The 25,786-nt window shown below is 66.4% G+C and carries 21 protein-coding genes and 3 tRNA genes; 11 read left to right on the top strand and 13 right to left on the bottom strand.

Translation table 11 applies throughout. The annotated features are described in order from the left end of the window. Positions 1-80: 80 nt before the first annotated feature. Positions 81-163 (bottom strand) — tRNA-Leu (locus tag CYU59_RS18650). Between the two features lie 201 nt (positions 164-364). Between CYU59_RS18650 and CYU59_RS18655 the strand changes: the two genes are divergently transcribed. The 7 genes from CYU59_RS18655 (at position 365) to pknB (ending at position 9,995) form a co-directional block, all read left to right on the top strand. Next, a complete protein-coding gene (locus CYU59_RS18655) occupies positions 365-1,885 on the top strand; it encodes an FhaA domain-containing protein (protein WP_293001364.1) in 1,521 nt (506 codons plus the stop codon). 117 nt (positions 1,886-2,002) lie between these two features. After that, positions 2,003-2,470, top strand: a complete 468-nt coding sequence (locus CYU59_RS18660; RefSeq protein WP_293001366.1) for an FHA domain-containing protein — start codon at positions 2,003-2,005, stop codon at positions 2,468-2,470. Continuing rightward, complete coding sequence (locus tag CYU59_RS18665) at positions 2,467-3,933, top strand: PP2C family serine/threonine-protein phosphatase (protein ID WP_293001368.1); 1,467 nt, start codon at positions 2,467-2,469, stop codon at positions 3,931-3,933. Before CYU59_RS18660 ends, CYU59_RS18665 begins: the two co-directional genes overlap by 4 nt. Further along, on the top strand, positions 3,930-5,339 hold the full coding sequence (locus CYU59_RS18670; protein ID WP_293001370.1) for an FtsW/RodA/SpoVE family cell cycle protein: 1,410 nt from the start codon (positions 3,930-3,932) through the stop codon (positions 5,337-5,339). The genes CYU59_RS18665 and CYU59_RS18670 overlap by 4 nt, the downstream gene beginning before the upstream one ends. Beyond that, positions 5,336-6,811 (top strand): D,D-transpeptidase PbpA, encoded by a 1,476-nt coding sequence (pbpA, locus tag CYU59_RS18675; protein WP_293001372.1) that lies wholly within the window; start codon positions 5,336-5,338, stop codon positions 6,809-6,811. Before CYU59_RS18670 ends, pbpA begins: the two co-directional genes overlap by 4 nt. After that, positions 6,808-8,118, top strand: a complete 1,311-nt coding sequence (locus CYU59_RS18680) for a serine/threonine-protein kinase (RefSeq protein ID WP_293001374.1) — start codon at positions 6,808-6,810, stop codon at positions 8,116-8,118. The genes pbpA and CYU59_RS18680 overlap by 4 nt, the downstream gene beginning before the upstream one ends. Continuing rightward, a complete protein-coding gene (gene pknB, locus CYU59_RS18685) occupies positions 8,115-9,995 on the top strand; it encodes a Stk1 family PASTA domain-containing Ser/Thr kinase (RefSeq protein WP_293001376.1) in 1,881 nt (626 codons plus the stop codon). Before CYU59_RS18680 ends, pknB begins: the two co-directional genes overlap by 4 nt. Here the strand turns inward: pknB and CYU59_RS18690 are convergent. Together CYU59_RS18690 and CYU59_RS18695 are read right to left on the bottom strand one after the other, a co-directional pair. Further along, positions 9,973-10,656 (bottom strand): aminodeoxychorismate/anthranilate synthase component II, encoded by a 684-nt coding sequence (locus CYU59_RS18690; protein ID WP_293001378.1) that lies wholly within the window; start codon positions 10,654-10,656, stop codon positions 9,973-9,975. The two genes, pknB and CYU59_RS18690, sit on opposite strands and share 23 nt — an antisense overlap. Before the next feature lie 29 nt (positions 10,657-10,685). Beyond that, positions 10,686-11,465: a DUF881 domain-containing protein gene (locus CYU59_RS18695; RefSeq protein ID WP_293001380.1), complete on the bottom strand. Its 780-nt coding sequence runs from the start codon at positions 11,463-11,465 to the stop codon at positions 10,686-10,688. Between the two features lie 89 nt (positions 11,466-11,554). Here CYU59_RS18695 and crgA point away from each other — a divergent pair, with 89 nt between their 5' ends. Both crgA and CYU59_RS18705 read left to right on the top strand, forming a co-directional pair. Then, positions 11,555-11,836 (top strand): cell division protein CrgA, encoded by a 282-nt coding sequence (crgA, locus tag CYU59_RS18700; RefSeq protein ID WP_293001382.1) that lies wholly within the window; start codon positions 11,555-11,557, stop codon positions 11,834-11,836. 143 nt (positions 11,837-11,979) lie between these two features. Then, a complete protein-coding gene (locus CYU59_RS18705; protein ID WP_293001384.1) occupies positions 11,980-12,393 on the top strand; it encodes a PH domain-containing protein in 414 nt (137 codons plus the stop codon). Between the two features lie 66 nt (positions 12,394-12,459). On the opposite strand, the gene CYU59_RS18710 is transcribed toward CYU59_RS18705, so the two are convergent. Further along, the gene (locus tag CYU59_RS18710; RefSeq protein WP_293001386.1) at positions 12,460-13,008 is read right to left on the bottom strand and encodes a peptidylprolyl isomerase; all 549 of its coding nucleotides are present in this window, start codon (positions 13,006-13,008) and stop codon (positions 12,460-12,462) included. 76 nt (positions 13,009-13,084) lie between these two features. Here CYU59_RS18710 and cwsA point away from each other — a divergent pair, with 76 nt between their 5' ends. After that, positions 13,085-13,510, top strand: coding sequence for a cell wall synthesis protein CwsA (gene cwsA / locus CYU59_RS18715; RefSeq protein WP_293001388.1), 426 nt, complete (start codon positions 13,085-13,087; stop codon positions 13,508-13,510). Between the two features lie 6 nt (positions 13,511-13,516). Further along, positions 13,517-13,726, top strand: coding sequence for a hypothetical protein (locus tag CYU59_RS18720; protein ID WP_293001390.1), 210 nt, complete (start codon positions 13,517-13,519; stop codon positions 13,724-13,726). 39 nt (positions 13,727-13,765) lie between these two features. On the opposite strand, the gene CYU59_RS18725 is transcribed toward CYU59_RS18720, so the two are convergent. The 9 genes from CYU59_RS18725 to dnaN form a co-directional block, all read right to left on the bottom strand. Further along, a complete protein-coding gene (locus tag CYU59_RS18725) occupies positions 13,766-14,929 on the bottom strand; it encodes a GGDEF domain-containing protein (RefSeq protein WP_293001392.1) in 1,164 nt (387 codons plus the stop codon). Positions 14,930-15,033: 104 nt separating this feature from the next. Continuing rightward, a tRNA-Ala gene (locus CYU59_RS18730) sits at positions 15,034-15,106 on the bottom strand. Positions 15,107-15,260: 154 nt separating this feature from the next. Beyond that, positions 15,261-15,334, bottom strand: a tRNA-Ile gene (locus CYU59_RS18735). 58 nt (positions 15,335-15,392) lie between these two features. Next, positions 15,393-16,166: a DUF3566 domain-containing protein gene (locus tag CYU59_RS18740; RefSeq protein ID WP_293001394.1), complete on the bottom strand. Its 774-nt coding sequence runs from the start codon at positions 16,164-16,166 to the stop codon at positions 15,393-15,395. A 50-nt stretch (positions 16,167-16,216) separates the two neighbouring features. Continuing rightward, positions 16,217-19,987, bottom strand: coding sequence for an intein-containing DNA gyrase subunit A (gene gyrA / locus CYU59_RS18745; protein ID WP_293001396.1), 3,771 nt, complete (start codon positions 19,985-19,987; stop codon positions 16,217-16,219). Between the two features lie 29 nt (positions 19,988-20,016). Further along, the gene (gene gyrB, locus CYU59_RS18750; RefSeq protein ID WP_293001398.1) at positions 20,017-22,029 is read right to left on the bottom strand and encodes a DNA topoisomerase (ATP-hydrolyzing) subunit B; all 2,013 of its coding nucleotides are present in this window, start codon (positions 22,027-22,029) and stop codon (positions 20,017-20,019) included. Between the two features lie 232 nt (positions 22,030-22,261). After that, complete coding sequence (locus CYU59_RS18755; protein ID WP_293001400.1) at positions 22,262-22,828, bottom strand: DUF721 family protein; 567 nt, start codon at positions 22,826-22,828, stop codon at positions 22,262-22,264. A gap of 4 nt (positions 22,829-22,832) precedes the next feature. Continuing rightward, entirely contained in the window at positions 22,833-23,996 is a 1,164-nt protein-coding gene (gene recF / locus CYU59_RS18760) for a DNA replication/repair protein RecF (RefSeq protein ID WP_293001402.1), read from the bottom strand. Positions 23,997-24,003: 7 nt separating this feature from the next. Beyond that, positions 24,004-25,203: a DNA polymerase III subunit beta gene (gene dnaN, locus CYU59_RS18765; protein WP_293001404.1), complete on the bottom strand. Its 1,200-nt coding sequence runs from the start codon at positions 25,201-25,203 to the stop codon at positions 24,004-24,006. Positions 25,204-25,786: the final 583 nt, after the last annotated feature.

A 25,786-nucleotide genomic window follows, 5' to 3' on the forward strand; every position in this document is an offset into this window, starting at 1 on the left:
CCGCGTCCGCAAAAGACGAAGGCCACGGCCTCTAGTGAGGTCGTAGCCTTTGCGCCTGGAGTTCGTGGAACTCACAAATGTGGGCGAAGGGGGACTTGAACCCCCACGTCCCGAAGGACACTGGCACCTGAAGCCAGCGCGTCTGCCATTCCGCCACTCGCCCTAAACAACCGGTGGAGCCTATCACTCAACTAGCGGGCACCCCCAAATCGGCTGGCGCCGGTATTGACCTGGCGCAACGGGATTCTCAGAGTTCTGGAGGTGCCGCTGTGCTGGGCCTGCCGGATAGCATGCTGGTACAACACGCGTCACGCGACACGCCGTACCAGGTCCGCGTGGGGCACCGACCGCAAGGACGACAGACATGGGCAGCCAAAGGGGGCTCGTTCAACGCATTGAGCGCAAACTCGAGTCCTCTGTCGGCGATGCGGTTGCCCGCGTGTTCGGCGGTTCCATCGTCTCGCAAGAAATCGAGGCGATGCTGCGCCGAGAGGCCGGCGAGGGAACGCGTCCCGTCGCAGGCAATCGCCTTTTGGCTCCCAACGAATACATCATTACCCTCGGTATGCACGACTACCAGAAAGTGGGCGCCGACCCGGACCTCACGTCGGACGCTTTCGCCAGGCATTTGGCGGGATACATCGGCGAACAGGGGTGGCAAACATATGGTGACGTGGTTGTCCGGTTCGAGCACTCGGCGAATCTGCACACCGGACAGTTCCGCACCCGCGGCGCTGTCAACCCCGATGCCGAGCCCCGGCTAAGCGCTGGCGAGCTCGCCCCGCCACAATCAGACCATGCGTTCCACCCAGAACCAGGAGTACCAGCGATGACCGAGAATTCGAGCTACGGCGGTGGCCAGGGACCGGGTCGGCCCGGTGACGACTACTACGACGACCCGTATGCGCGTCCGCAGGACGACCCGCATGCGGCGCCGGAACCGCGCGGTGGCTACGACCAGCGCGGCGGCTACCCCGAGCAAGGCGGCTACGGCGCACCCGAACAGCGCGGCGGCTACCCCGAACAGGGTGGTTACGACCAGCGCGGCGGGTACCCGGACCAGGCCGGCTACGGCGCACCCGAGCAACGCGGCGGCTACCCGGAACAGGGCGGCTACGACCAGCGCGGCTACGGCGCACCCGAGCAGCGCGGCGGCTATCCCGAGCAGGGCGGCTACGGCCAGCGCGGCGGCTACCCCGAGCAAGGCGGCTACGGCGGTGGGCAGCGTCCGGATGCGGGCTACGGCCAGGGTGGCTACGGCCAGCCACCGGCCGCCGGCGGCCAGGGTTACGACGGGTACGCCGACTACGGTCGGGGCCCGGCTCGCCAGGACGACAGCGGCTACGGCGCACCCGAGCAGCGCGGCGGCTACCCCGAACACGACCAGGGCTACGGCGGAGGCGGCGGCTACGGCCGGCCGGAGTACGGACAGCAGCCCGAATACGGTCGCCAGGGCCAGGACTACGGGCAGCAGCCGTACGCGGCGCCCAGCGGCGGCTACGACCAGGGCGGCTACGACCAGGGTTACGGTCAGCCGGCGGAATCCGCCGGCTACGGACAGGGTGGGTACGGCCAGGGCGGCGGCTACTCGGCCGCCGGTTCAGCGGTCACCCTGCAGCTCGATGACGGCAGCGGGCGCACCTATCAGCTGCGTGAGGGCGCCAACGTCATCGGTCGCGGTCAGGACGCTCAGTTCCGGCTGCCCGACACCGGTGTGTCGCGCCGGCACCTGGAGATTCGGTGGGACGGACACGTCGCGCTGCTGTCGGACCTCAACTCCACGAACGGCACCACCGTCAACAACGCGCCCGTCCAGGAATGGCAGTTGGCCGACGGCGATGTGATCCGGTTGGGCCACTCGGAGATCGTCGTCCACATCCATTGAGCTCGTCGGTCGCCCCGCCATGCAGCTTGACCGCGCGCCGACCTCCGTCCAAGTATCGTGACGTTGCTATATCCGGGCACGTGAGGACCGCGGCAACCAGGACGGAGGAGGCGCCAGATGCAGGGACTCGTGCTGCAACTGACGCGGGCCGGCTTCCTGATGTTGCTGTGGTTGTTCATCTGGTCGGTGTTGCGCATCCTGCGTACCGACATCTACGCCCCCACCGGCGCGGTGATGGTGCGTCGCGGACTGACATTGCGCGGCACCCTGTTGCCGGCACGGCAACGGGGAGGAGCCGCGCGCTATCTGGTTGTCACCGAAGGGGCCTTGTCGGGTGCGCGCATCACCTTGAGCGGCCAGCCGGTACTGATCGGCCGGGCCGATGACTCTACGTTGGTACTCAACGACGACTACGCCTCTACGCGGCACGCGCGACTTTCCCAGCGCGGCACGGAATGGTACGTCGAGGATCTAGGATCGACCAACGGTACATACCTTGACAGGGCGAAAGTGACGACGGCGGTACGGGTTCCCATTGGCACGCCGGTGAGTGTCGGCAAGACGGTGATTGAGTTGCGTCCGTGACTTTGGTCTTGCGCTACGCAGCGCGCAGCGATGTCGGCTTGGTCCGATCCAACAACGAAGACTCGGTGTACGCCGGCGCGCGTCTGTTGGCGCTGGCCGACGGCATGGGTGGTCATGCCGCCGGTGAAGTCGCGTCGCAGTTGGTGATTGCCGCCCTGGCCCATCTCGACGACGACGAGCCCGGCGGCGACCTGCTGGCGAAACTCGACGCCGCGATCCACTCCGGCAACTCCGCGATCGCCGCGCAGGTCGAGATGGAACCCGATCTCGAAGGCATGGGAACGACCCTGACGGCAATCCTGTTCGCCGGCAACAGGATCGGGCTTGCTCACATCGGGGACTCACGGGGTTACCTGATGCGCGACGGCGAGCTGACCCAGATCACCAAAGACGACACCTTCGTCCAGACGCTGGTCGACGACGGCCGAATCACCAAGGAAGAAGCGCACAGTCACCCGCAGCGGTCGCTGATCATGCGCGCGCTGACCGGCCACGAGGTGGAGCCGACGCTGACCATGCGAGAGGTGCGCCTCGGCGACCGATACCTGCTGTGCTCCGATGGGCTGTCGGATCCGGTCACCGACGAGACGATCCAGGACGCCCTGAAGATTCCCGACGTCACCGACAGCGCCGACCGGCTCATCGAGTTGGCGTTGCGCGGCGGCGGCCCCGACAACGTGACCGTGGTGGTCGCCGACGTCGTCGACTACGACTACGGCCCCACCCAGCCGATCATCGCCGGCGCGGTGTCCGGTGACACCGACGTCCGCGACCCGCTGACCCGGCCGAATACCTCCGCGGGCCGCGCATCTGCGCTCAACCCGCGCAAAGATGTCGCCAAACGTGTTCCGGCGCAGATAGATACGTCCCCACCGCCGCGACGGTCGCGGCGGCGGTTGTTGATCGGCGCCGTGTTGGCCCTTCTGTTGGTGCTCGCCGCCCTCGCCGTCGGACGGCAGGTGATCCGCAGCTACTACTACGTCACCGACTACAACGGCGCGGTGTCGATCATGCAGGGCATCCAAGTGTCGATCCTGGGAATGCCGTTGCATCAGCCGTATTCGCAAGGCTGCTTGAACAACCGAAACCAGCTGTCCGTGATCCGAATCGGCACGCCTGCCGACAAGGGCTGCCGGTTGATGAAGCCGTCGGATCTCGCCGAGTCGCCTCGTGCGCAAGTGGCTGCCGGCTTGCCGGTCGGCACGCTCGAGCAGGCCAACGCCCAACTGCGGCAGCTGGCCACCGAATCACTGCTACCGCTGTGTCCGCTGGCCCGGGCTCAATCGCCGGCCCCGGCGCCTGCTCCGTCCGCGACGCCTCCACCTCCGCCGAGTGCGGAAAGCTCAGCGACACAAGAGCCTTCGCCGGGCCCGCCGCTGACGGCGCTGCCGGCATCGCCCACCGTCACAGCGTTGTCGCCACCGCCACCTCAGCCGGGCACCGACTGCCGGACTCCGGAATGACGACGCAGCCGCAGGCGCCCGTCACTGTCACACCCTCGTTGCCGAATCGGCGCAATGCCGAGCTGCTGCTGGTGGGCTTCGCGACAGTGATCACCGCCGCGGCTTTCGCCATCGTGCAGGCCGATCAGGAACGTGGGCTCAGCTGGCAGCTGTTCAACTACGCGGCCGGCTTTTTCGCGGTGTTCGCCGTCGCGCACCTGGCGATCAGACGCTATGCGCCCTACGCGGATCCGCTGCTGCTGCCGGTCGTGGCGCTACTGAATGGCTTGGGCCTGGTGATGATTCACCGGCTCGACCTCGACGAGCGGCTGGCCGAGGGAAGTGGCCGCGCCGTCACCAACCCGCAGATCCTCTGGACGCTGGTCGGCCTCGGCGCCTTCGCCGCGGTGGTGATCCTGCTCAAGGACCACCGCCAACTCGCGCGCTACGGCTACGTATGCGGGCTGTCCGGGTTGATCATCCTGGCCATCCCCGGGCTGCTGCCGAAGTCGCTGTCCGAGCAGAACGGCGCAAAGATCTGGATTCGCCTTCCCGGCTTCTCGATTCAGCCCGCGGAGTTCTCCAAGATCCTGCTGCTGATCTTCTTCTCGGCCGTCCTGGTCGCCAAGCGCGGTCTGTTCACCAGCGCCGGCAAACACGTGCTGGGGATGGACCTGCCCCGGCCACGCGACCTTGCACCGCTGCTCGGGGCCTGGACGGCGTCGATCGGCGTCATGGTCTTCGAAAAAGACTTGGGCACTTCACTTTTGCTGTACGCCTCGTTTCTGGTGGTGGTGTACCTGGCCACCCAGCGATTCAGCTGGGTGGTGCTCGGCCTGGCGCTGTTCGCCTTCGGAAGTGTGCTGGCCTACTTCGCCTTCAGCCATGTCCGGGTCCGGGTCCAGACCTGGCTGGACCCGTTCGCCGACCCTGACGGCGCCGGTTATCAGATCGTGCAGTCGTTGTTCAGCTTCGCGACCGGGGGAGTGTTCGGCACCGGGCTGGGCAACGGTCAACCGGACACGGTGCCCGCTGCGGCAACGGATTTCATCACCGCGGCGTTCGGCGAGGAGCTCGGTTTGGTCGGGCTGGCGGGCCTGTTGATGCTCTACACGATCGTGATCGTGCGGGGGATGCGCACCGCGATCGCGGTGCGGGACAGCTTCGGCAAGCTGCTGGCCGCGGGCCTGGCGTCCACGCTGGCCATCCAGTTGTTCATCGTCGTCGGCGGCGTCACCAATCTCATTCCGCTGACCGGGCTGACCACCCCGTGGCTGTCGTATGGCGGCTCCTCGCTGGTGGCCAACTATGTGCTGCTGGCCATCCTGGTGCGCATCTCGCATTCGGCGCGTCGCCCGTTCCGTTCGCCGGAGCGCAGCACCGCGCCGATCGCCAGCTCCAACACCGAGGTGATCGAGCGGGTATGAACACCTCTCTACGCCGGATCTCGATGACCGTGATGGCGCTGATCGTTCTGTTGTTGCTCAACGCCACGCTCACTCAGGTGTTGAACGCCGACGGCCTGCGGTCGGATCCGCGCAACCAGCGGGTGCTGCTCGACGAGTACTCCCGGCAACGCGGGCAGATCACCGCCGACGGCCAACTGCTGGCCTATTCGGTGGCCACCGACAGCCGCTTCCGCTTCCTGCGGGTGTATCCCAACGCCGCGGTCTACGCGCCGGTGACCGGCTTCTACTCGCTGCGCTATTCCAGCAGCGGCCTGGAGCGGGCCGAGGACCCGTTGCTCAACGGCTCCGACCAGCGGCTGTTCGGCCGGCGCATGGCCGACTTCTTCACCGGCCGCGATCCGCGCGGCGGCACCGTCGACACCACCATCAGCCCCCGCATCCAGCAGGCCGGCTGGGACGCGATGCAGCAGGGCTGCAGCGGGCCGTGCCGTGGCGCGGTCGTGGCACTGGAGCCGTCGACCGGCAGGATCCTGGCGATGGTGTCCTCGCCGTCGTTCGACGTCAACCAGCTGGCCTCGCACGACCCGGAGCAACAGGCCAGGACGTGGCAGAGCCTTCGTGACGATCCGCACTCGCCGCTGATCAACCGCGCGATCTCGCAGACCTACCCGCCCGGCTCGACGTTCAAGGTGATCACCACCGCGGCGGCGCTGCAGAACGGCGCCACCGAGGACGACGAGCTCACCGCGGCGGCGTCGATTCCGCTGCCGGACAGCACCGCCAGCCTGGAGAACTACGGTGGCCAGGCGTGCGTCAACGCCGAGACCGTGACGCTGCGTGAAGCGTTCGCCCACTCCTGCAACACCGCCTTCGTCCAGCTGGGCCTGCTCACCGGCACCGACGCCATCCGCGGGATGGCTCAGTCGTTCGGTTTGGACTCCGTCCCAGACCCGACGCCGCTGCAGGTCGCCGAATCGACCATCGGCCCGATCCCCGACGCCGCGGCGCTGGGGATGTCGAGCATCGGGCAGAAGGATGTGGCGGTGACGCCGCTGGAAAATGCGGTGGTTGCCGCTACCATCGCCAATGCCGGGATCACCATGCAGCCCTTCCTGGTCAACAGCCTGCAGGGACCTGACCTGGCCAACATCAGCACGACTGCGCCGCACCAACAGCGCCGTGCGGTGTCCCCGCAGGTCGCGGCTAAGCTGACTGAGTTGATGGTCGGCGCCGAGAATGTGACACAGCAGAAAGGGGCGATCCCCGGCGTGCAGATCGCATCCAAGACTGGTACGGCAGAGCACGGCACCGACCCGCGCCACACACCACCGCACGCGTGGTACATCGCTTTCGCGCCCGCGAAAGCTCCGAAGGTGGCCGTCGCGGTGCTGGTGGAAGACGGCGCGGACCGGTTGTCGGCGACCGGGGGTGCTCTTGCCGCACCCATCGGGCGCGCCGTCATCGAGGCCGCGCTCCAGGGAGGACCATGAGCCCGCGAGTAGGTGTGACGCTGTCTGGCCGCTATCGCCTGCAGCGACTGATTGCCACCGGCGGCATGGGGCAGGTGTGGGAGGCCGTCGACAGCCGCCTGGGCAGGCGCGTCGCGGTCAAGGTGCTGAAGGCGGAGTTCTCCCAAGACTCTGAGTTCATCGAGCGGTTCCGCGTCGAGGCGCGCACGACCGCGATGCTCAACCACCCCGGCATCGCCAGCGTGCACGACTACGGCGAGACGCAGATGGACGGCGAGGGTCGCACCGCGTACCTGGTGATGGAACTCGTCAACGGTGAGCCGCTCAACTCGGTGCTCAAGCGGACCGGACGACTGTCGCTGCGCCACACCCTGGACATGCTCGAGCAGACCGGCCGGGCGCTGCAGGTGGCGCACGCCGCCGGGCTGGTGCACCGCGACGTCAAACCGGGGAACATTCTGATCACCCCGACCGGTCAGGTGAAGATCACCGACTTCGGTATCGCCAAGGCCGTCGACGCGGCGCCGGTGACGCAGACCGGCATGGTGATGGGCACCGCCCAGTACATCGCTCCCGAGCAGGCGCTGGGTCACGACGCGACGCCGTCGAGCGACGTGTACGCGCTGGGAGTCGTTGGCTACGAAGCGGTTTCGGGCAAGCGCCCCTTCACCGGTGACGGCGCCCTGACCGTCGCGATGAAGCACATCAAAGAGGCCCCGCCACCACTGCCGTCGGATCTGCCGCCCAACGTGCGCGAGCTGATCGAGATCACCCTGGTGAAGAACCCGGGCATGCGCTACCGCAGCGGGGGACCGTTCGCCGACGCCGTGGCCGCGGTTCGGGCCGGCCGCCGCCCGCCCCGGCCCAACCAGGCCGCAGGGGGAGGGCGCGCCACCCCGGCGGCCATCCCGTCCGGAACGCAGACCCGGGCCTCGACCGCCGCCACCACCCGGGCACCGGCCGCCCGGCGCACGAAGCCGGCCACCGGCGGTCATCGCACCCCGCCGCCGCGGCGGACGTTTTCTTCCGGTCAGCGGGCACTGTTGTGGGCCGCCGGGGTGCTGGGCGCCCTGGCCATCATCATCGCGATCCTCATCGTGATGAACTCGCACGGCAACAATTCGCAGCAGCAACCCTCGGCACCCACCGTGACCGACACCGGAGCCCCGCCCAGCAAGTCCGAAACGGCGCCGGCGAATCCAACAAATTGGACGTATCGGGTGCATACGGGTAATCCTGGAGGGCAATGCATGCTGCCCACACCCCAATGGGCGTCCGCGCAGACGTTGTCCTGCGTGATGACGTCCCAACACGAGAAACCGCGATGACCACCCCGCAGCACCTGTCCGACCGCTACGAACTCGGTGAGATCCTTGGCTTCGGTGGCATGTCCGAGGTCCACCTGGCCCGGGATGTCCGGCTCTCCCGAGATGTGGCGGTCAAGGTGCTGCGCGCCGACCTGGCTCGCGACCCCAGCTTCTACTTGCGCTTCCGCCGGGAGGCGCAGAACGCTGCCGCGCTGAACCATCCGGCGATCGTCGCGGTGTACGACACCGGCGAGGCCGAGACCGCGGCCGGCCCGCTCCCCTACATCGTGATGGAGTACGTCAACGGCGTGACGCTGCGCGACATCGTCCACACCGACGGGCCGATGACACCCACCCGGGCCATCGAGGTGATCGCCGACGCCTGCCAGGCCCTGAACTTCTCGCACCAGCACGGCATCATCCACCGCGACGTCAAGCCGGCCAACATCATGATCTCGCACACCAACGCGGTCAAGGTGATGGATTTCGGCATCGCACGGGCGCTGTCCGACAGCGGCAACAGCGTCACCCAGACCGCCGCGGTGATCGGTACCGCGCAATACCTTTCGCCCGAGCAGGCCCGCGGTGACACCGTCGACGCCCGCTCCGACGTGTACTCGCTGGGCTGCGTGCTCTACGAAATGCTCACCGGCGAACCACCTTTCGTCGGTGACTCGCCGGTCGCGGTGGCCTATCAGCATGTCCGCGAAGACCCGGTTCCGCCGTCGCAGCGCTACGAGGGCATCTCCGCGGACTTGGACGCGGTCGTGCTCAAGGCACTGGCCAAGAACCCCGAGAACCGCTATCAGACCGCTGCCGAGATGCGCGCCGACCTGGTCCGGGTGCACAACGGCGAACCGCCGGAAGCGCCCAAGATCCTGACCGAGGCCGATCGCTCGTCGCTGATGTCCTCGCCGCACTCGTCGGATTCGGCGGGCACCCAGACCAATCCGTTGCCGCGCCAGCAGCTGGACTTCGTCCGCCCGCGCAATCCCGGGTCGGTGAGCCGCTGGGTGATCGCCGTCGCGGCGCTGGCCGTGCTGACCGTGGTGGTCACCGTGCTGATCAACACCCTGGGCGGCGGCATGCGCAACGTGCAGGTGCCCGACGTCCGCAGCCAGGCATCCGCCGACGCGATCGCGGCGCTGCAGAACCACGGCTTCAAGACCCGCACCCAACAGCAGCCCGACTCGACGGTTCCGCCGGACCATGTGATCAGCACCGACCCGGGTGCCAACACCAAAGTCGGTGCCGGCGAGCTGATCACGGTCAACGTGTCGACCGGTCCCGAGCAGCGTGAGGTGCCCGACGTGTCGTCGCTGAGCTACTCGGCGGCGATCAAGAAGCTCAAGGCCGCCGGATTCACCCGCTTCAAGCAGGTGCATTCGCCGTCGACCCCGGAGACCAAGGACAAGGTGGTCGGCACCAATCCGCCGGCCAACCAGACCTCGGCGATCACCAACGAGATCGCGGTCATCATCGGGTCGGGCCCGTCCAGCAAGCAGATTCCCGACGTCGCCGGGCAGACCGCCGACGAGGCCCAGAAGAACCTGACCGTCTACGGCTTCTCCAAGTTCGCCCAGGCCGCGATCGACAGTCCCAAGCCCGCCGGCGCCGTCATCGGCACCAATCCGCCTGCGGGAAGCAACGTTCCGGTCGACACGGTGATCGAGTTGCAGGTTTCCAAGGGCAACCAGTTCGTGATGCCCGACATCACCGGGATGTTCTGGACCGACGCCGAACCGCGGTTACGCGCGATGGGCTGGGTGGGGGTACTGGACCGGGGACCCGACGTCGACGCCGGCGGTTCGCAGCACAACCGGGTGGTGTACCAGAGCCCGAGCGCGGGTCAGGGTGCCACCCGGGACGGCAGCATCACGCTGAAGTTCGGTCAGTAGCCGGGTCGTACTGACGCACGGTGGCAAGACTGTCCACCAGTTCGCTTTCCAGCTTGTCCACCAGACCCTCGTCACGGGTCTGGCCGCAGTCGGCCAGCCAGTTGGCCAGCATCCGGTGGCCGCCCTCGGTCAGGATCGACTCCGGGTGGAACTGGACACCGTGGATCGGCAGGTCGGCGTGCCGCACGCCCATGATCACGCCGCTGTCGGTACGGGCGGTCACCTCGAGTTCGGCGGGCAGCGTCTCCGGCATGATCGTCAGCGAGTGATACCTGGTTGCGGTGAAAGGGTCTGGAAGCCCTTGCAGCACACCGGTATTCGTGTGGTGGACGCTGCTGGTCTTGCCGTGCAGCAGCTCCGGGGCGCGGTCGACGGTCGCGCCGAACGCCACCCCGATGGCCTGGTGGCCGAGGCAGACGCCCAGCAGCGGAGTGCGCGCCGCCGCGCAGGCCCGGACCAGATCGATGGACGCTCCGGCCCGCTCCGGGGTGCCCGGGCCGGGGCTCAGCAGGATCCCGTCGACTTCCGCCGCCGTTGCCGCCGGGTCGGACAACCGCGCGTCGTCATTGCGCCAGACCGTCGCTTCGACACCCAACTGGCCCAGGTATTGCACCAGGTTGAAGACGAAGCTGTCGTAGTTGTCGACGACCAAGATCTGCACGGTGCCAGGCTACTGAATCGCAGTTGAGCTCAGTAACTGACCGGGCCGGCGGCCTCGGCGAAGTGCATCCGCACCGGCTCGCTGTGCCCGACGACGTGGGCGTCGGCGGTGGTGTGCTCGGTGTAGCCCAGGCCGAACCGCACCACGTACTGCTTGTAGAGGATCACCAGGGGAGCGGCGGCCAGTGCGGCCTGCATCGCGGTCGCGTCGCCGATCGCGGTGATGGTGTACGGCGGGCTGTAGGTCCGCCCGTTGAGCAGCAGGGTGTTGCCCACGCAGCGGGCCACTGAGGTGGCGATGATCCGCTGATCCTGCATCTGGATGGCCTCCGCGCCCGCGCTCCACAACGCGTTCATGACGGCCTGGATGTCCTGCTGGTGCACGACGAGATCGTCGGGGGAGGCGTCGCGGGGGAAGCGGCCGTTGGCGTCGCGCTGGGCGTCGTTGAGCGTGACGGTCAGCCCCGGTCCGTGCACCGGCTCCAGTCCGGCTTCCCCGGCCAACTCCGCCGACCGTCGCAGCATCGCCGCCAGAGCGGCGTCGGCGGATCGGCCGTGGGTGGAATCGAGGGTGTTGTCCAGCCGATCGCGCTCGCTGGTCAGTCGGTCGACGGCGGACTGTTCGCTGCGGACCAGGTCGACCAGCCGGGGTGCGTCGCTGCGCCGGATCTCACCGCCGCGCGACACCCCGTGCGTGGCGCCGATCATCAGCCCGGCCAGCAGGCACACCACCGGGACACCCACCCGCCAGGGCGACGGCCGCTTGCCGCCGTCGCGCGCGGGCAGCGGCCGCGGGATCCGTCTGGGCATCGGCTCTCCGTCCACCGCTGGTGAGTGCGTTAGGCTCGTCGTTGCACACGCTCTGCCTACCGTAGCTCCGAGGTATACCCGAGGTAGAAATGCCCAAGTCCAAGGTTCGCAAGAAGACCGACTTCACCGCACACGCGGTGAGCCGCACCCCGGTCAAAGTCAAGGCCGGCCCGTCCAGCGTGTGGTTCGTGGTGCTGTTCTGCGGCCTGATGCTGATCGGCTTGATCTGGCTGATGGTCTTCCAGTTGGCGGCCACCGGCGCCGACGCACCGTCGATGCTGAACTGGATGGCCGACCTCGGGCCGTGGAACTACGCCGTCGCCTTTGCTTTCATGATCAGTGGGTTGTTGCTCACGATGCGGTGGCGGTAGGCCTGACTCAACGTGCTCTCACCGGGCGCTGTCGTGATGCCAGCAACGGATGAGAGAACAGATCACACGCGTGTGATTCATCCCCATTGTGCATAGCGCTTGTGGATAACCGCGTCGGTGGTGGTAGACCTCTTAGGAGCCTCGTGCAGCAAACACAGTGGGCGCCGTCTGCGGCGGGAACCGCAGCGTGTGGGCTTGTCGGAATTGTGATGGCTACCACGTGTGTGACCGTTGTCACAGACGCCCCGGGCCGGCTTTTGCTGGGTATTTCGGCGGCCGGACTGATCCTGTTTGCTGCCGGGACCTGGCGCGCCCGCCCGAAGCTGGCAATCACCGACGACGGCCTGCGCGTGGGCGGCTGGATACGAGCGCAGCAGCTGCGACGCTCCGACATCAAGCTGATCCGAATCACCGAGTTCCGCCGGATCGGACGCAAAACCAGGCTGCTCGAGATGGACGCCCACGACGGTCGCCTGTTCGTGTTCTCCCGATGGGATCTCGGCACCGACCCGATCGACGTGCTCGACGCGCTGACCGCCCGCGGCTACGCGGGCTAGCGTCCGCGAAACGTAAGCCAGGGTCGTGATCGCCTCCGCGACACGACCCTGGCTTCTGTTTTGCGGCTAGGAGATCGTGATCGACTCGATGACGACGGGCTCGCTGGGCCGGTCGCCCGGGCCGGTCGCCGTGGTGGCGATCGCGTCCACGACGCCCTGCGAATCCCCGTCGACGACCTCACCGAAGATGGTGTGCTTGCGGTTCAGGTGCGGGGTCTGGCCGACCGTGATGAAGAACTGCGAGCCGTTGGTGCCCGGTCCGGCGTTGGCCATCGCCAACAGGTACGGCTTGTCGAACTGGAGCTCGGGGTGGAACTCGTCGGCGAACTTGTAGCCCGGGCCGCCGCGGCCGGTGCCGGTCGGGTCGCCGCCCTGGATCATGAAGCCGTTGATCACTCGGTGGAACACGGCCCCGTCGTAGAACGGGCCGGAGCTTCCTCCGGAGGCGTTCTCGGTCGAGTACTCCTTGGTGCCCTGGGCCAGGCCGACGAAGTTGGCGACGGTCTTGGGGGCGTGGTTTCCGAACAAGGCGATCTTGATGTCGCCGCGGTTGGTGTGCAGCGTGGCGGTGGCGGTCTGAATCTGGCTGGAAGTCACGGGATCACAGTCTGCCATCACCGTCCGCCCCGCCGGACATCCGGTGCCGGTAGCCTCTGACGTATTCCCAGGGGGTCTTGCGAAAGGGTGAGAAATGGGCGCCAAGAACGACATCCGGTTGACCCCGCGGGAGCGACTGGGCCGGGGGTTGACCTATACGGCGGTCGGCCCGGTCGACGTGACCCGCGGCGTGGTCGGTCTGAGCGTGCACTCCGCGCAAGCCGGCGCGTCCAGCCTGCGCCGCCGCTACCAGCAAGGCCGGCTGGCCCGCGACCTCCGCAACGCGCAGGAGGCGTTGGCCCAGGAGTTGGCCGCCGCCCAGGAAGTCGTCAGCGGTCTGCCCGAAGCTCTCGCCCAGGCGCGTCGCTCCCAGCGGCGCAAGCCGCGGCCGTGGCTGCTGGCCGGCGCCGCCGCGGGTGTGCTCGCGGTCGGTGCCGTGGCGTTCTCGGTCATCCGCCGCTCGTCGCAGCGGGACACCTCGTCGCTGCCGCCCAGCGTCGACGTCGACCATCGACCCTGATCGCCCGTGAGCTGGCACCGCTACGACGGCCGGGCACTCGCCAACCGCGCCCTGACCGGCGAGGAGCGCGACACCGAACTGGAAAGCTACATCCGGCTGTCCAATTCGCATCTGTGCGACGTGCGGCTCGAGGCGGCTGCCGGGACCGAGAGCTACGAAGAGTCGCGGCGCTGGTATGACGTGACGTACCTGGCCGACGACGGCGAAGGTGCCTAGCGCCGGCAACTGATCGGCGGCGGCTGAGGCGGACGCCGGCTACCCCGCTGCGGGCTCATGGACAACGACGCTGTTGCCCCCACCGCGCTTCGCGCGATACATCGCGGTGTCGGCCTGATGAAGCAAGGCGTCGAGGTTGAGGTGCCCGTCCCCGGTCGCCTGCCAGGCGATGCCGATGCTGGTGCTGACCACCGCGTTGCCGGCGTGCAACTGGGCGCAGCGGTCGATGAAATCATCCAGCTCGTCGCGGGTGTTCAGGTACGCGATGATCGCGAACTCATCCCCGCCGGTGCGGGCGACGAGATCGCCGTCGTGACGCACAGTCCCACGAAGCTGCCGGGCAAGTTCCTGAAGCGCGGCGTCGCCGGCGTCGTGGCCACGGGAGTCGTTGAGTGCTTTGAAGCGGTCGACGTCCAACACCGCGACCGCGATGACCGTCGAGGTGACCAGCGTGGTCAAGGCGGCCTGCACTGTTATCTGCATACCTCGTCGGTTGAACAGGCCGGTGAGGGGGTCTCGGACAGCGTGTCGGTTGGCTCTACCGATCGATCGTCGCCCACCTTCGATGACCGCCTGAATGATCACCGGCAGCACCACCACCGAGGCAAGGGCGGGGTCGTAGTAGATGTAGAGATCGAGCAAGGTGGCGTCCCCGCGTATGACGGCCGACGCGGTGAGACCTGCTATGACCGCAGAGGCGAAGGCGCAGTGGGCGGCCGAGACCTGCCAGCCCAACAGGAAGGCGGTGAACACCCCCACCATGCCCATGTGGATGGTGGTGTTCAGTTGAGCTGCGGGCCCGGCCATCACGGTGGCGCAGGTCGCGATCGACAGGTCGGCCCAGATGACGAAGGCAAGTGCGCCACGGTAACTCGGCCACGGTCGGAGGATCCAGTGCATGCCGACCGCTGCTGCCGAGAGCAGCACGGCGCCATGGACCAGTCGCCGAGCGAGACCGTGCGGGGCCTGCGGATGGAGCTGCACGATGACCCCGAGTACCACCAGGGACATGCACATCGCGCCGATGATGACTTTGAGCGCTGAGAGATGGCCGGTATCGCGTATCCCTAACGTGGCCGACTCGTACTCGGCCCGACCCCATCCTCGGCGCTTTCGCGGATCCACCGAATCCGCCGGCTCGCCGCGCGACGACGCCGCGCCGCAGGTACGCGAACCGCGCGGTCCGTACAAGGCAGCGGTCATGCTCGAGCGCCCACCTCGCATGACGGGAACCCTAACGCCGGATGCCGCTGTATTCGGGGTCTGGCGCTGAATGCTCACCATTTCCTGCGAAGAAGGTTGAATTGTGGAGCCTAGGAGATTCGAACTCCTGACATCTGCCTTGCAAAGGCAGCGCTCTACCAACTGAGCTAAGGCCCCTGATGTTGATCAGTAGGGAACCGGCCATCGATCTGGTCGGCGGCCACGTGCCAGACCTCGACGCTGTCCCGAGACCGGATCGCCACCGCCAGCAACGCGATCGCTGCCAGCGGCAACGCCAGTCTCACGAAACGTCTTGGCGAACACATGGTTGTGGGCCTAGGAGGACTCGAACCTCCGACCTCTTCGTTATCAGCGAAGCGCTCTAACCACCTGAGCTATAGGCCCGCACGCGCACACGGACGAGCGACGAGATTACCGCACCCGAGCGTCTGCGCCCAAAACGTCAGTCTCGGTCGGCCAGCGTCACCTCTACTCCGCCGATCAGGTCGGTGGTCAAGTTGTAGATGAACGCGCCGATTGTCGCCGCGGCGGTGAGCAGCACGATGTTCACCAGGCCGATCAAGATGGCGCCACCGAAGATCGTGCCGCTGGACACCAGCTCGGCGCTGCCCCCGCTGTTGTTGAGGAGGTCGCCGACGTTGCTGTTCAGCTTGCTCCACACGCCCATGCCGCCGAGCACGAGATACAGGAATGCGACCGCGATCATCCAGACGAAGAACAGCGCCACCGACAACACCGCCGACACCTTCAAAGTGCTCCACGGATCGACTCGGCGAATCTGCATGCTGGCCCGAAGCGGACCCGGCGTCCGCGACGAAACCTGGATGCGGCCCTCCGACCGGACCGGCGCGGTCATCGGCTCGTCCGTCCGGTCGACGCTCGACTTCCGTTGTCCGCCACGGGGAATCGGGCCGGACAGGTCGGGCAGTTCGCTGGCGTAAGCATCGGTATCCCGGCTCTCGTTCTGCGGGGGAGCCGGGGCCGGCTCTGCCTCGGTCGATGGGGTCTTGGTGCCGCCGGGCGCGGCGGTGCCGGAGATGAACCGGTTCAGCCGTGCCTCGGCGCTCGGTGCTGCGGCTCCGCGGGTCGGTTGGCGCTGCTGCGGAGGCGACGGGCGGGCGGGCGGACGCTTCCGTGGGGCCGCGGCCGCGTTACCGCCGGACCCGTTCGGGCCATCGCCCGCTCCGGGACGAACCGGCTCGTTCGGTGAGGTCACTCCCACAGCTCCTAACTGTGCCACCGGCCGCCCTAGCGGCCGGCGACCGCCTACTCCTCGGCTTCGCCGTCGGACTCCTCGTCGACGACATCAGCCTCTTCGGCGTTGCGTGCGATGGCTAACAGTGTGTCGCCATCGCCCAAGTTCATCAAGCGAACGCCCTTGGTCTGCCGCCCGGCCTTACGGACCTGCTGGGCCCTCGTCCGGATCACTCCGCCGCCGGAGGTGATCGCGAACACCTCGCTGTCGTCGTCGACGATCAGCGCTCCCACGAGCTTGCCACGACGGGTGTCGTACTGGATCGTCAGAATGCCTTTACCGCCGCGTCCCTGCGCGGTGTACTCCTCGATCGCGGTCCGCTTGGCGTACCCACCGGACGTCGCCACCAGCAGGAATGTGCCCTCGCTGACCACGTTCAGCGACAACAGGTAGTCGTCGGTGTTGAACCGCATGCCCTGCACACCCGAGGTGGCCCGGCCCATCGGCCGCAACGCCTCGTCGGTGGCGGAGAACCGGATCGACTGTCCGTTGGCCGAGACCAACAGCAGATCCTCCTCCGCGGAGCACAGCACGGCGCCGACCAGCTCGTCGCCGTCGCGCAGGTTGACCGCGACGATGCCGCCGGAGCGGTTGGAGTCGAAGTCGGTCAGCTTGGTCTTCTTGACCAGACCCTTGCGGGTGGCTAGCACCAGATAGGGCGCGTCCTCGTAGCTCTTGATCTGGATGACCTGCGCGATCCGCTCCTCCGGCTGGAAGGCCAGCAGGTTCGCGACGTGCTGGCCGCGCGCGGTGCGCGACGCTTCCGGCAGGTCGTAGGCCTTGGCGCGGTACACCCGGCCCTGGGTGGTGAAGAACAGGATCCAGTCGTGCGTCGAGCAGACGAAGAAGTGCCGCACGATGTCGTCCTGCTTCAGCCCGGCGCCCTGAACTCCCTTACCGCCGCGCTTCTGGCTGCGGTACAGGTCGGTCTTGGTCCGCTTCGCATAGCCGGTCTCGGTGATGGTGACCACGACGTCTTCGCGGGCGATCAAATCTTCGTCGGCGACGTCACCGTCGGCGGCGATGATCCGGGTCCGGCGGTCGTCGCCGTACTTGTCGGCGAGCTCCTTGAGCTCGTCGTGCACGATCGCGCGTTGCCGCTCCGGCTTGGCCAGAATGTCCTCGAGGTCGGCGATCTCGGCCTCGATCTTGGCCAGATCGTCGACGATGCGCTGACGCTCCAGGGCGGCCAGGCGGCGCAGCTGCATGTCCAGGATGGCCTGGGCCTGGATTTCGTCGATGTCCAGCAACTCGATCAGGCCGCTGCGGGCGATGTCGACGGTCTCCGACGCGCGTATCAACGCGATCACTTCGTCAAGTGCGTCAAGGGCTTTCACCAAACCGCGCAAGATGTGTGCGCGTTCGTTGGCCTTGCGCAGCCGGTAGGTGGTCCGCCGGATGATCACGTCGAGTTGGTGGGCGACGTAGTAACGGATCATCTGGTCGATCCGCAGGGTGCGCGGCACCCCGTCGACGATCGAGAGCATGTTGGCACCGAAGCTGGTCTGCAGCTGGGTGTGCTTGTAGAGGTTGTTCAGCACCACCTTGGCCACCGCGTCGCGCTTGATCTCCACGACGATCCGCAGACCGACCCGGTCGCTGGACTGGTCTTCGATATTGGAGATGCCGCCCAGCTTGCCGTCGCGGACCTGGTCGGCGATCGAGGTGATGAAGTTGTCGTGGTTGACCTGATACGGCAACTCGGTAATCACCAGGCCGGTGCGCCCGCGCGCATCCTCTTCTACCTCGACGACTCCGCGCATCCTAATGGAACCGCGCCCGGTGGTGTAGGCGTCGTGGATACCCTGCGATCCGACGATCAGACCGTGGGTGGGGAAGTCCGGGCCTTTGACCCGTTCGCACACCGCGGCAAGGGTGGCTTCTTCGTCGGCCTCGTGATTGTCCAGACACCAGTACACGGCCTCGGCCAACTCGCGCAGGTTGTGCGGTGGAATGTTGGTCGCCATACCGACCGCGATACCGCCGGAGCCGTTGGCCAGCAGGTTCGGGAACCGGCTTGGCAGCACGGTCGGCTCTTGCACCCGGCCGTCGTAGTTCGGAATGAAATCGACTGTCTCCTCGTCGATTTCGCGTAGCATCTCCATCGCCAGCGGAGTCAGCCGCGCTTCGGTGTTGTGGCTGACGAAGCCATTGGTCACGAACGAGTGATCGTCGGTGTCGACCCGGAGGCTATACACCTGCTGCATCCCGGCATCGGTCACCGCGGCCACTCGCGCGTAGTAGAAACGGCCGTCGGTCAGCTCAGTCGCAATGGCGCGGACATCGGGATCAGCGATACGGGAGAGAATTCCTTCGCCATCGCGCCTCCATCGCGACAAGCGATCGATGTTGTGTCGGTTCAACCAATCCTTATCGACCCAGCGGCTGCCGCAGTGCCTACGTATGAACCGTCCCAGCCCCGGCACGTGGTCGGAGTCCATGCCGGCGCATGGCGGCATTGCCGACAAAATACCGAGAAGCTTCTCTTGCTTCGCGCCACCGAAACCGATCTGGGCGGCGAACAGCTCGGCGTGCGCGCGGTTCGTGATGACTACTTTGTGCTCACCGACGGCGTGGTGGTAGCGCTTCGACACGGCCCCGAACTCCATCAGCATCTGCTGAACGTCTTTAGCGAGCCGTTGGCTCCGGGTCGAATACGAAATCTGGATCGTATTGCGCGGTAACCGCGAACACGAGCCGTCTCCTTCGAAAAGTGCTTGGAGGAAAGCCCGCTTTACCGCGGCAGTCGAGTTCCATAACCACTCAGGAATAACTTTGTCTGCGGACCTTAGACCGGTCAACTCACTGAGTCGGCTCTGCTTCAATGCGCTGAGGTTCTGGACGTCAAGTTCATGCAGTACCGAACCCGACGCGATTCGGCGGCTGGAAACGTATCGCTTCCCGCCGATTACGGCGTCGTACGCTGCTAATACCGTGTCGAAGTAGTTGCGGTCGAGGTTGTTGAACCCCGCGCGCTTGTCCGAGACAAACCCCTCGCTCACAAACGCGCCGAGCAGTAGCGCTTCCATTGTCGGCTCCCAGTCTGCAGGGCCGAGCTCTACCGGCGGAGTGCGTTGCAGCACGACGTGATCGTCCGGCCGGATCTCTTCGATGAGCTTCCACAGCAGTGTTGGCACACCGGCCACATCCACCAGACACAGCAGGGGATGGTTGGCCGTACCCGTGACCTCGTAGCCTTCGGCCGTAGTCACCGTGTAAGTCTGGTGCTCACCCGAGTGAAACAGGCGGTCGACAGACACCGGGTTGCTGTGCCTGTCAAGAACCTTCATCTCAATCGCGTTGTCAGAATTCGGTTTTGCGTTCGCGACAACGTCCGCAATCCTCACCGACTGGCCTAACGGCAGACGAACCAACGCGTCACCAGTAACGCAGTAACGCATCGCGGCCGGCGGGTCGTTCCCCGGGGAGCCGAAGTTGCCCTGCCCGTCCACCAGGGGGTAGCGCAGCGACCAGGGCTGCGCCATCCGGACCAGGGTGTCGTAGATCGACGAGTCACCGTGCGGGTGGTAGTTTCCCATCGTCTCGGCAACGGAGCGTGCGGATTTCGCGTGGCCGCGGTCAGGCCGGAAGCCCGAGTCGAACATCGCGTAGAGCACCCGGCGGTGCACCGGCTTGAGGCCGTCGCGTACTTCGGGTAGCGCGCGCCCGACGATGACGCTCATCGCGTAGTCGATGTAGCTGCGCTGCATCTCGTGCTGGATGTCGACCGGTTCGATGCGGTCGCCGGCCTCGTCACCCGGCGGCAGCGTGGTGTCAGTCATGTGTTCCTTCGGTCAGCCGTCTCGACTTCTTAAACATCAAGGAAGCGAACATCTTTGGCGTTACGGGTGATGAAACTGCGCCGGGCTTCGACGTCCTCGCCCATCAGGATGGAGAACAGCTCGTCGGCCGCAGCCGCGTCGTCGAGGGTGATCCGTCGCAGCACCCGCACTGACGGATCCATCGTGGTCTCCCACAGCTCCTTGGCGTCCATCTCGCCGAGACCCTTGTAGCGTTGAATACCGTCTTCGGCGTTGATCTTTCGGCCTGCCGCCCGCCCGGCCTCCAGCAATCCGTCGCGCTCGCGGTCGGAGTAGGCGAATTCGGGTTCACTGCGCTGCCACTTCAACTTGTACAGCGGCGGCTGGGCCAGGAACACGTGCCCGTTCTCGATCAGCGGCCGCATGAACCGGAACAACAACGTCAGCAGCAGTGTCGAGATGTGCTGGCCGTCGACGTCTGCGTCGGCCATCAGCACGATCTTGTGATACCGCAACTTGGTGATGTCGAACTCGTCGTGGATTCCGGTGCCCAGCGCGGTGATGATCGCTTGGACTTCAGTGTTTTTCAGCACCCGATCGATGCGGGCCTTCTCGACGTTGATGATCTTGCCCCGCAACGGGAGGATGGCCTGGAACATCGAGTCGCGGCCACTCTTCGCCGAACCGCCGGCCGAATCGCCTTCCACCACATACACTTCCGACTTGCTCGGGTCGGTGGAGCGGCAGTCGGCCAGCTTACCCGGCAACCCGCCGATGTCGGTGGCGCTCTTGCGCCGCACCAACTCTCGCGCCTTGCGGGCAGCGATGCGGGCCTGGGCCGACGACACCGCCTTGTTGACAACCGTCTTGGCGTCGGAGGGATTCGCGTCGAACCAGTGCTGCAACTCCTCGTTACAGATCTTCTGCACGAAGGACTTGACCTCGGTGTTACCCAGCTTGGTCTTGGTCTGGCCCTCGAACTGCGGCTCGCCGACCTTCACCGAGATGACCGCCGCCAGGCCCTCGCGGATATCGTCGCCGGTGAGGTTGGAGTCCTTCTCTTTCAGCAGCTTCTTGTCTTTGGCGTACCGGTTCACCACCGTGGTCAGCGCGCTGCGGAACCCCTCTTCGTGGGTGCCGCCCTCGTGGGTGTTGATGGTGTTGGCGAAGGTGTGCACCGATTCGGAGTAACCGCCGTTCCACTGCATCGCGATCTCGACCTCGTGGCCGGGGCCCTTCCCCGAGAAGTCGACGATCGTGGAGTGGATCGGGCTCTTGGTCCGGTTGATGTGCTTGACGAAGTCGACCAGCCCGCCCGGGTAGTGGAAGGTGCGGTGCTTGACCTTTTGCGGCGCAACGGATTCGGCGACTTTTTCCTCAGCCGACTTCGGGGCTTCGGCGGTGTCGCTGACCACCTCGTCGACGACCTCGTCTTTGGTCACCCGCTCGTCGCTGAGGTTGATGGTCAGGCCTTTGTTCAGGAACGCCATCTCCTGCAGCCGGCGGGCCACGGTCTCGAAGTCGTAGTTGGTGGTCTCGAAGATGTTGGGATCGGCCCAGAAGCGGATGGTGGTCCCGGTCTTCGTGGTCTTGTCGCCCTGCTTGAGCGTGCCGGGAACGGAGTGGTCGTAGGTCTGGAACCACTCGGATCCGTCGGTGCGGATGTCTGCCTCGAGTCGGCTGGACAGGGCGTTCACCACCGACACCCCGACACCGTGCAGGCCACCGGAGACCTGGTAGGCGCCTTCTTCGAACTTGCCGCCGGCGTGCAGAACGGTCATCACGACGTCGACCGTCGGAATGCCGGTGGAGTGCATCGCCACCGGGATGCCGCGGCCGTTGTCGGTGACCTCGACACCCCCGTCTTCGAGGATGCGCACGTCGACCTGGGTGGCGAATCCCGCCATGGCCTCGTCCACCGCATTGTCGACGACTTCCCAGACCAGGTGGTGGAGCCCTCTTTCCCCGGTCGAGCCGATGTACATACCCGGGCGCTTACGGACCGCCTCCAGGCCTTCGAGGACCTTGATCGACTCGGCACCGTACTGTTCTTTGGCAGCCACTAGCGGAACGCTCTCCTTGGTATTTCTCTCCGGCCTCCAGGGCCTGGGACCGTCGGCCCCGCGCGGATCAATTCCACTCTACCGTCAAGCCCGTTCCGGACTGACTCTGCGAGGGCGTTTCTGCACAGCTATTTGCGCCGTGTGGGGAATTTTTCGATCTGTCTTGCGTCCTGACGCTTGACGCCGGAGTTTTCTGCGTTGTGACGGCCCTCAGGGGAATGGACCCGGTGCGTCATCCGTAGGTGTCGCGGGGACCGCGGCCGGAGATGTGCAGCGGACCCTTGCGCCACGATGGCGCGGTCGGCCCGGTGATCCGCAGACTGGTCACCACACCGTTGCCGACCTCCGCCGCGATCTTGGCCAGCACCTGATTCTGGATCAGCCGTAATTGCGTGGCCCAGGCCGTCGACTCGGCCGTCACAGTCAGCACCCCGTCCCGCAGTCCAGTCGGGGTCGCATGCTCGGCGATCTGCGCGCCCACCACCGTCGACCATTGACCGAATACCGCGCCCTCGGCCACCTTTGACGACCACCCCTGCTTTTTGGCCAGGTCGCGGGTCGCGCCGGCGAGGGGCTGCGGATCGCGGGCGTCGGGTCCGGGACCCGACCAGCGCCGGCGGCTACCGGCCCCGGCCGCCCGGCGGGTCGGCGGGAGCCGGCGGCCCCGGCCGACGTCTTTACCCTGGGTGCGCGCGGAGCCGCGGGCCTCTTCCAACGCGCGCCGGACCAGGTCCATGCCTTTCAATCCGCTGAGGTGCTCCGGGGGCGCCGCGCTGTCTTCGGGTTCTTCGTCGCTCACCGCGTCACTCCTCTTCAGGCTCGTGATTCAGTATCGCCGAGGCCGGGCCGCTGTCGTCGTCGTTCAGCGTGATGTCGATACGGTCGGCCAACCAGTCGCTGGGAATGTCGTCGACCACCGCCGCAGTCACCAGCACCTGTTCCGCGGACGAGGCCGCCGCCGCCAGCGCCTCGCGGCGGGCGGCGTCTAGTTCGGCGAACACGTCGTCGAGCAGCAGCACCGGATCGCTGCCGCCGGCGCGCAGCAGCTCGTACGACGCCAGGCGCAAAGCGAGTGCCATCGACCACGATTCCCCATGGCTGGCAAAGCCTTTCGCGGGTTGTTCGCCGAGCCGGAGCTCGAGGTCGTCACGGTGCGGACCGACCAGACACACCCCGCGGTCGAGTTCGGCGTCGCGGCGGGCCGCCATTTTCTCCAGCAGGGCGGTCCGCAGGACATCGACATCGGGCTGGTCGGGATCGATGTCGACGCTGGCGTGATAGACGATCGATGCGGGCCGCGAGGCCGGGGCGAGCAATTGGTAACTCTTCTGGACCTCCGGCGCCAGTTCGTTGACCAGCGCGATGCGGGCCGCCATCAACTCGGCGCCGTGCGTCGCCAGGTGGCCGTCCCACACGTCGAGGGTGTCCAGCGCTCCGTGATCACCACGAAAACGCCCGCCGGATGCCGACTTCAGCAACGCCGTGCGCTGCCGCAGCACTTTGTCGTAATCCGCGCGGATACCGGCCACCCGGGGCCGGCGCACCGCGGCCAGGTCGTCGAGATACCGCCGACGATCACCGGGATCGCCGCGCACCAGCGCCAGATCCTCCGGGGCGAACAACACCGCACGCAGCACCCCTAGAATTTCGCGCGGGCTTCGCACCGGCGACCGGTTGAGTCTGGCCTTGTTGGCTCGGCCGGCGGTGATCTCCAGATCGACGGCGCACTCGCGGCCGTCGTTCACCACGATGGTCGACACCACCGCACGCTGCGCCCCGAACCGGATCAGCGGTGCGTCGGTGGCCACCCGGTGTGATCCCAATGTCGACGAATACCACAGCGCCTCAACCAGATTCGTCTTGCCGAAGCCATTGGAACCGACGAACACCGTCCGGCCCGGAGTCAGCTCGAGATCGACAGTCGACCAAGACCGGAAGTCCCGCAAGCCCAGATGACGGACGTACACCTCGCTACTAACCGGGCAGACGAACCGGCATCAGCAAATACACGTAGTCCGTCTGGATCGCCGGGAAGGGTCCGCTGTCGGTCGGTTGGGTGTCACCGTCACCGGCCGGACGTAACACCGCGGGCCGGCTCGGCGTGGTGAACCCGAACGACACCCGGTCCGAGTGGAGAGAACCCAGACCGTCGGTGAGATACGTCGGATTGAACGCGATGGTGAGTGGTTCACCAGCGAATTCCACCTGGACGTCTTCCTCGGCGCGGCCGACGTCGTCGGCGCCGGCCGACAACCGCAACGTGTCGCCGGAGAATTCCATCCGGACCTGGGCTCCGCGATCAGCGACCAGCGCGACGCGCTTGATGGCCTCGGTGAGCTCCGCGACACCGAGAGTGGCTACCGCCGTGTGCTCGCTGGGCAGCAGCTGCCGGAACTTCGGGAACTCGGCATCCAGCAGCCGGGTCGTGCTGCGCTTTCCATTCCCACTGATGCCAAGGAGCCCGTCCTTGCCCACCGACGGCCCGGCGCCCAGCGACAAGTGCACCTCGGCGCCGTCGGTTCCGCTCTTGGCGGCTTCCGACAGGGTCTTGGCCGGTACCAGCACCGCGGCTTCGACATCCGGTGCAGCGGCCGACCAGGTCAACTCGCGAACCGCCAACCGGAATCGATCGGTGGCGGCCAAAACCACTGACTGCCCCGAGATTTCGACTCTGATCCCGGTCAGCATCGGCAGCGTGTCGTCACGACCGGCCGCGACCGCGACCTGGCTGATCGCCTCGGCGAACACATCGCCCGGCAATGCACCGGTCTCGTCGGGCAGCGTCGGCAACGTCGGGTAATCCTCGACCGCCATCGTCGGCAGGGAGAACTTCGCACTTCCGCAGGCCAGCGAGACCCTGGTGCCCTCGACCTGCACGTCGACCGGCTTGTTCGGCAGCGCCCGGGTGATGTCAGAAAGTAGCCGACCGGAAACCAAAGCTGTTCCCGGAGAAGCAATTTCGGCTGCCAAGCGGACTTCGGCGGAGACTTCGTAGTCGAATCCGGAAATCGTCAGGCCATCATCGGATCCGGTCAGCAACACGCCGGCCAGCACCGGCACCGTCGGCCGAGACGGCAGCGTCCGCGCCACCCACGCCACTGCATCAGCGAAGTCGTCCCGCACCAGGCGGAACTTCAAGTCGGTCAGGCCGACGGCGGTCGTCGCCACGTCCATTGCGTCCCTTCATCACCCCGAACAGCAAGGCTTACTTCAGCGGCTCAACCCCGTGGAATCCCCGCCGACGGACGCCCGTGCCCGTAATCACTCCGACCACCGAACCCGGCCGTCGAACCACAACCGTAGAGCGTCGGAGGCGTTCTTGAAAGCTAATCGAATGCAGTGACACTCGGGGATTTCGAGCCTGGATCACGAGGTGTGGAACGGCTCGTCCCCAACGGCCTTTTCTGAAGAACAAACTTTGTAGGGATTTCAATAACAGTAATAAGGCCTGTGCATGTTGGGGACAGCATGGTGTCTGCGCTGCTGGCGACGCCGGCTGGGTTGTGCATGACACGGGGACGGACTGTGTGGTTTGTGTGCAGCGGTTGGGGATGGGTTGCGACTGTGGACGGATCGGGCGTTCGTAGCGCACATGTCAGCAGTTTGCGCACAACGTCATCCACAGCCTGTGCTGTGACTGGTGGTGACGCCGAGTCCAAAGTTTTTTGAAATTTCCGGGGTTCGAGCAGCACAAAACAGGGCAGGAAGCCCGGTTTTCGGGCAGGGCGATGCCACTCGAGGCTCGAGTTGCGGGCGA

Origin of the sequence: Mycobacterium sp., from assembly GCF_002863225.1 — a bacterium.
Lineage (GTDB): Bacteria > Actinomycetota > Actinomycetes > Mycobacteriales > Mycobacteriaceae > Mycobacterium.

Excerpts from the sequence above, each read along its gene's own strand:
- CYU59_RS18660 (WP_293001366.1), top strand. The coding sequence starts at position 2,003 with ATGCAGGGACTCGTGCTGCAACTGACGCGGGCCGGCTTCCTGATGTTG.
- pknB (WP_293001376.1), top strand. The coding sequence starts at position 8,115 with ATGACCACCCCGCAGCACCTGTCCGACCGCTACGAACTCGGTGAGATC.
- CYU59_RS18725 (WP_293001392.1), bottom strand. The coding sequence starts at position 14,929 with ATGACCGCTGCCTTGTACGGACCGCGCGGTTCGCGTACCTGCGGCGCG.
- CYU59_RS18695 (WP_293001380.1), bottom strand. The coding sequence starts at position 11,465 with ATGCCCAGACGGATCCCGCGGCCGCTGCCCGCGCGCGACGGCGGCAAG.
- pbpA (WP_293001372.1), top strand. The coding sequence starts at position 5,336 with ATGAACACCTCTCTACGCCGGATCTCGATGACCGTGATGGCGCTGATC.
- crgA (WP_293001382.1), top strand. The coding sequence starts at position 11,555 with ATGCCCAAGTCCAAGGTTCGCAAGAAGACCGACTTCACCGCACACGCG.
- CYU59_RS18710 (WP_293001386.1), bottom strand. The coding sequence starts at position 13,008 with ATGGCAGACTGTGATCCCGTGACTTCCAGCCAGATTCAGACCGCCACC.
- CYU59_RS18655 (WP_293001364.1), top strand. The coding sequence starts at position 365 with ATGGGCAGCCAAAGGGGGCTCGTTCAACGCATTGAGCGCAAACTCGAG.
- cwsA (WP_293001388.1), top strand. The coding sequence starts at position 13,085 with ATGGGCGCCAAGAACGACATCCGGTTGACCCCGCGGGAGCGACTGGGC.
- dnaN (WP_293001404.1), bottom strand. The coding sequence starts at position 25,203 with ATGGACGTGGCGACGACCGCCGTCGGCCTGACCGACTTGAAGTTCCGC.
- CYU59_RS18680 (WP_293001374.1), top strand. The coding sequence starts at position 6,808 with ATGAGCCCGCGAGTAGGTGTGACGCTGTCTGGCCGCTATCGCCTGCAG.
- CYU59_RS18670 (WP_293001370.1), top strand. The coding sequence starts at position 3,930 with ATGACGACGCAGCCGCAGGCGCCCGTCACTGTCACACCCTCGTTGCCG.
- gyrA (WP_293001396.1), bottom strand. The coding sequence starts at position 19,987 with ATGACTGACACCACGCTGCCGCCGGGTGACGAGGCCGGCGACCGCATC.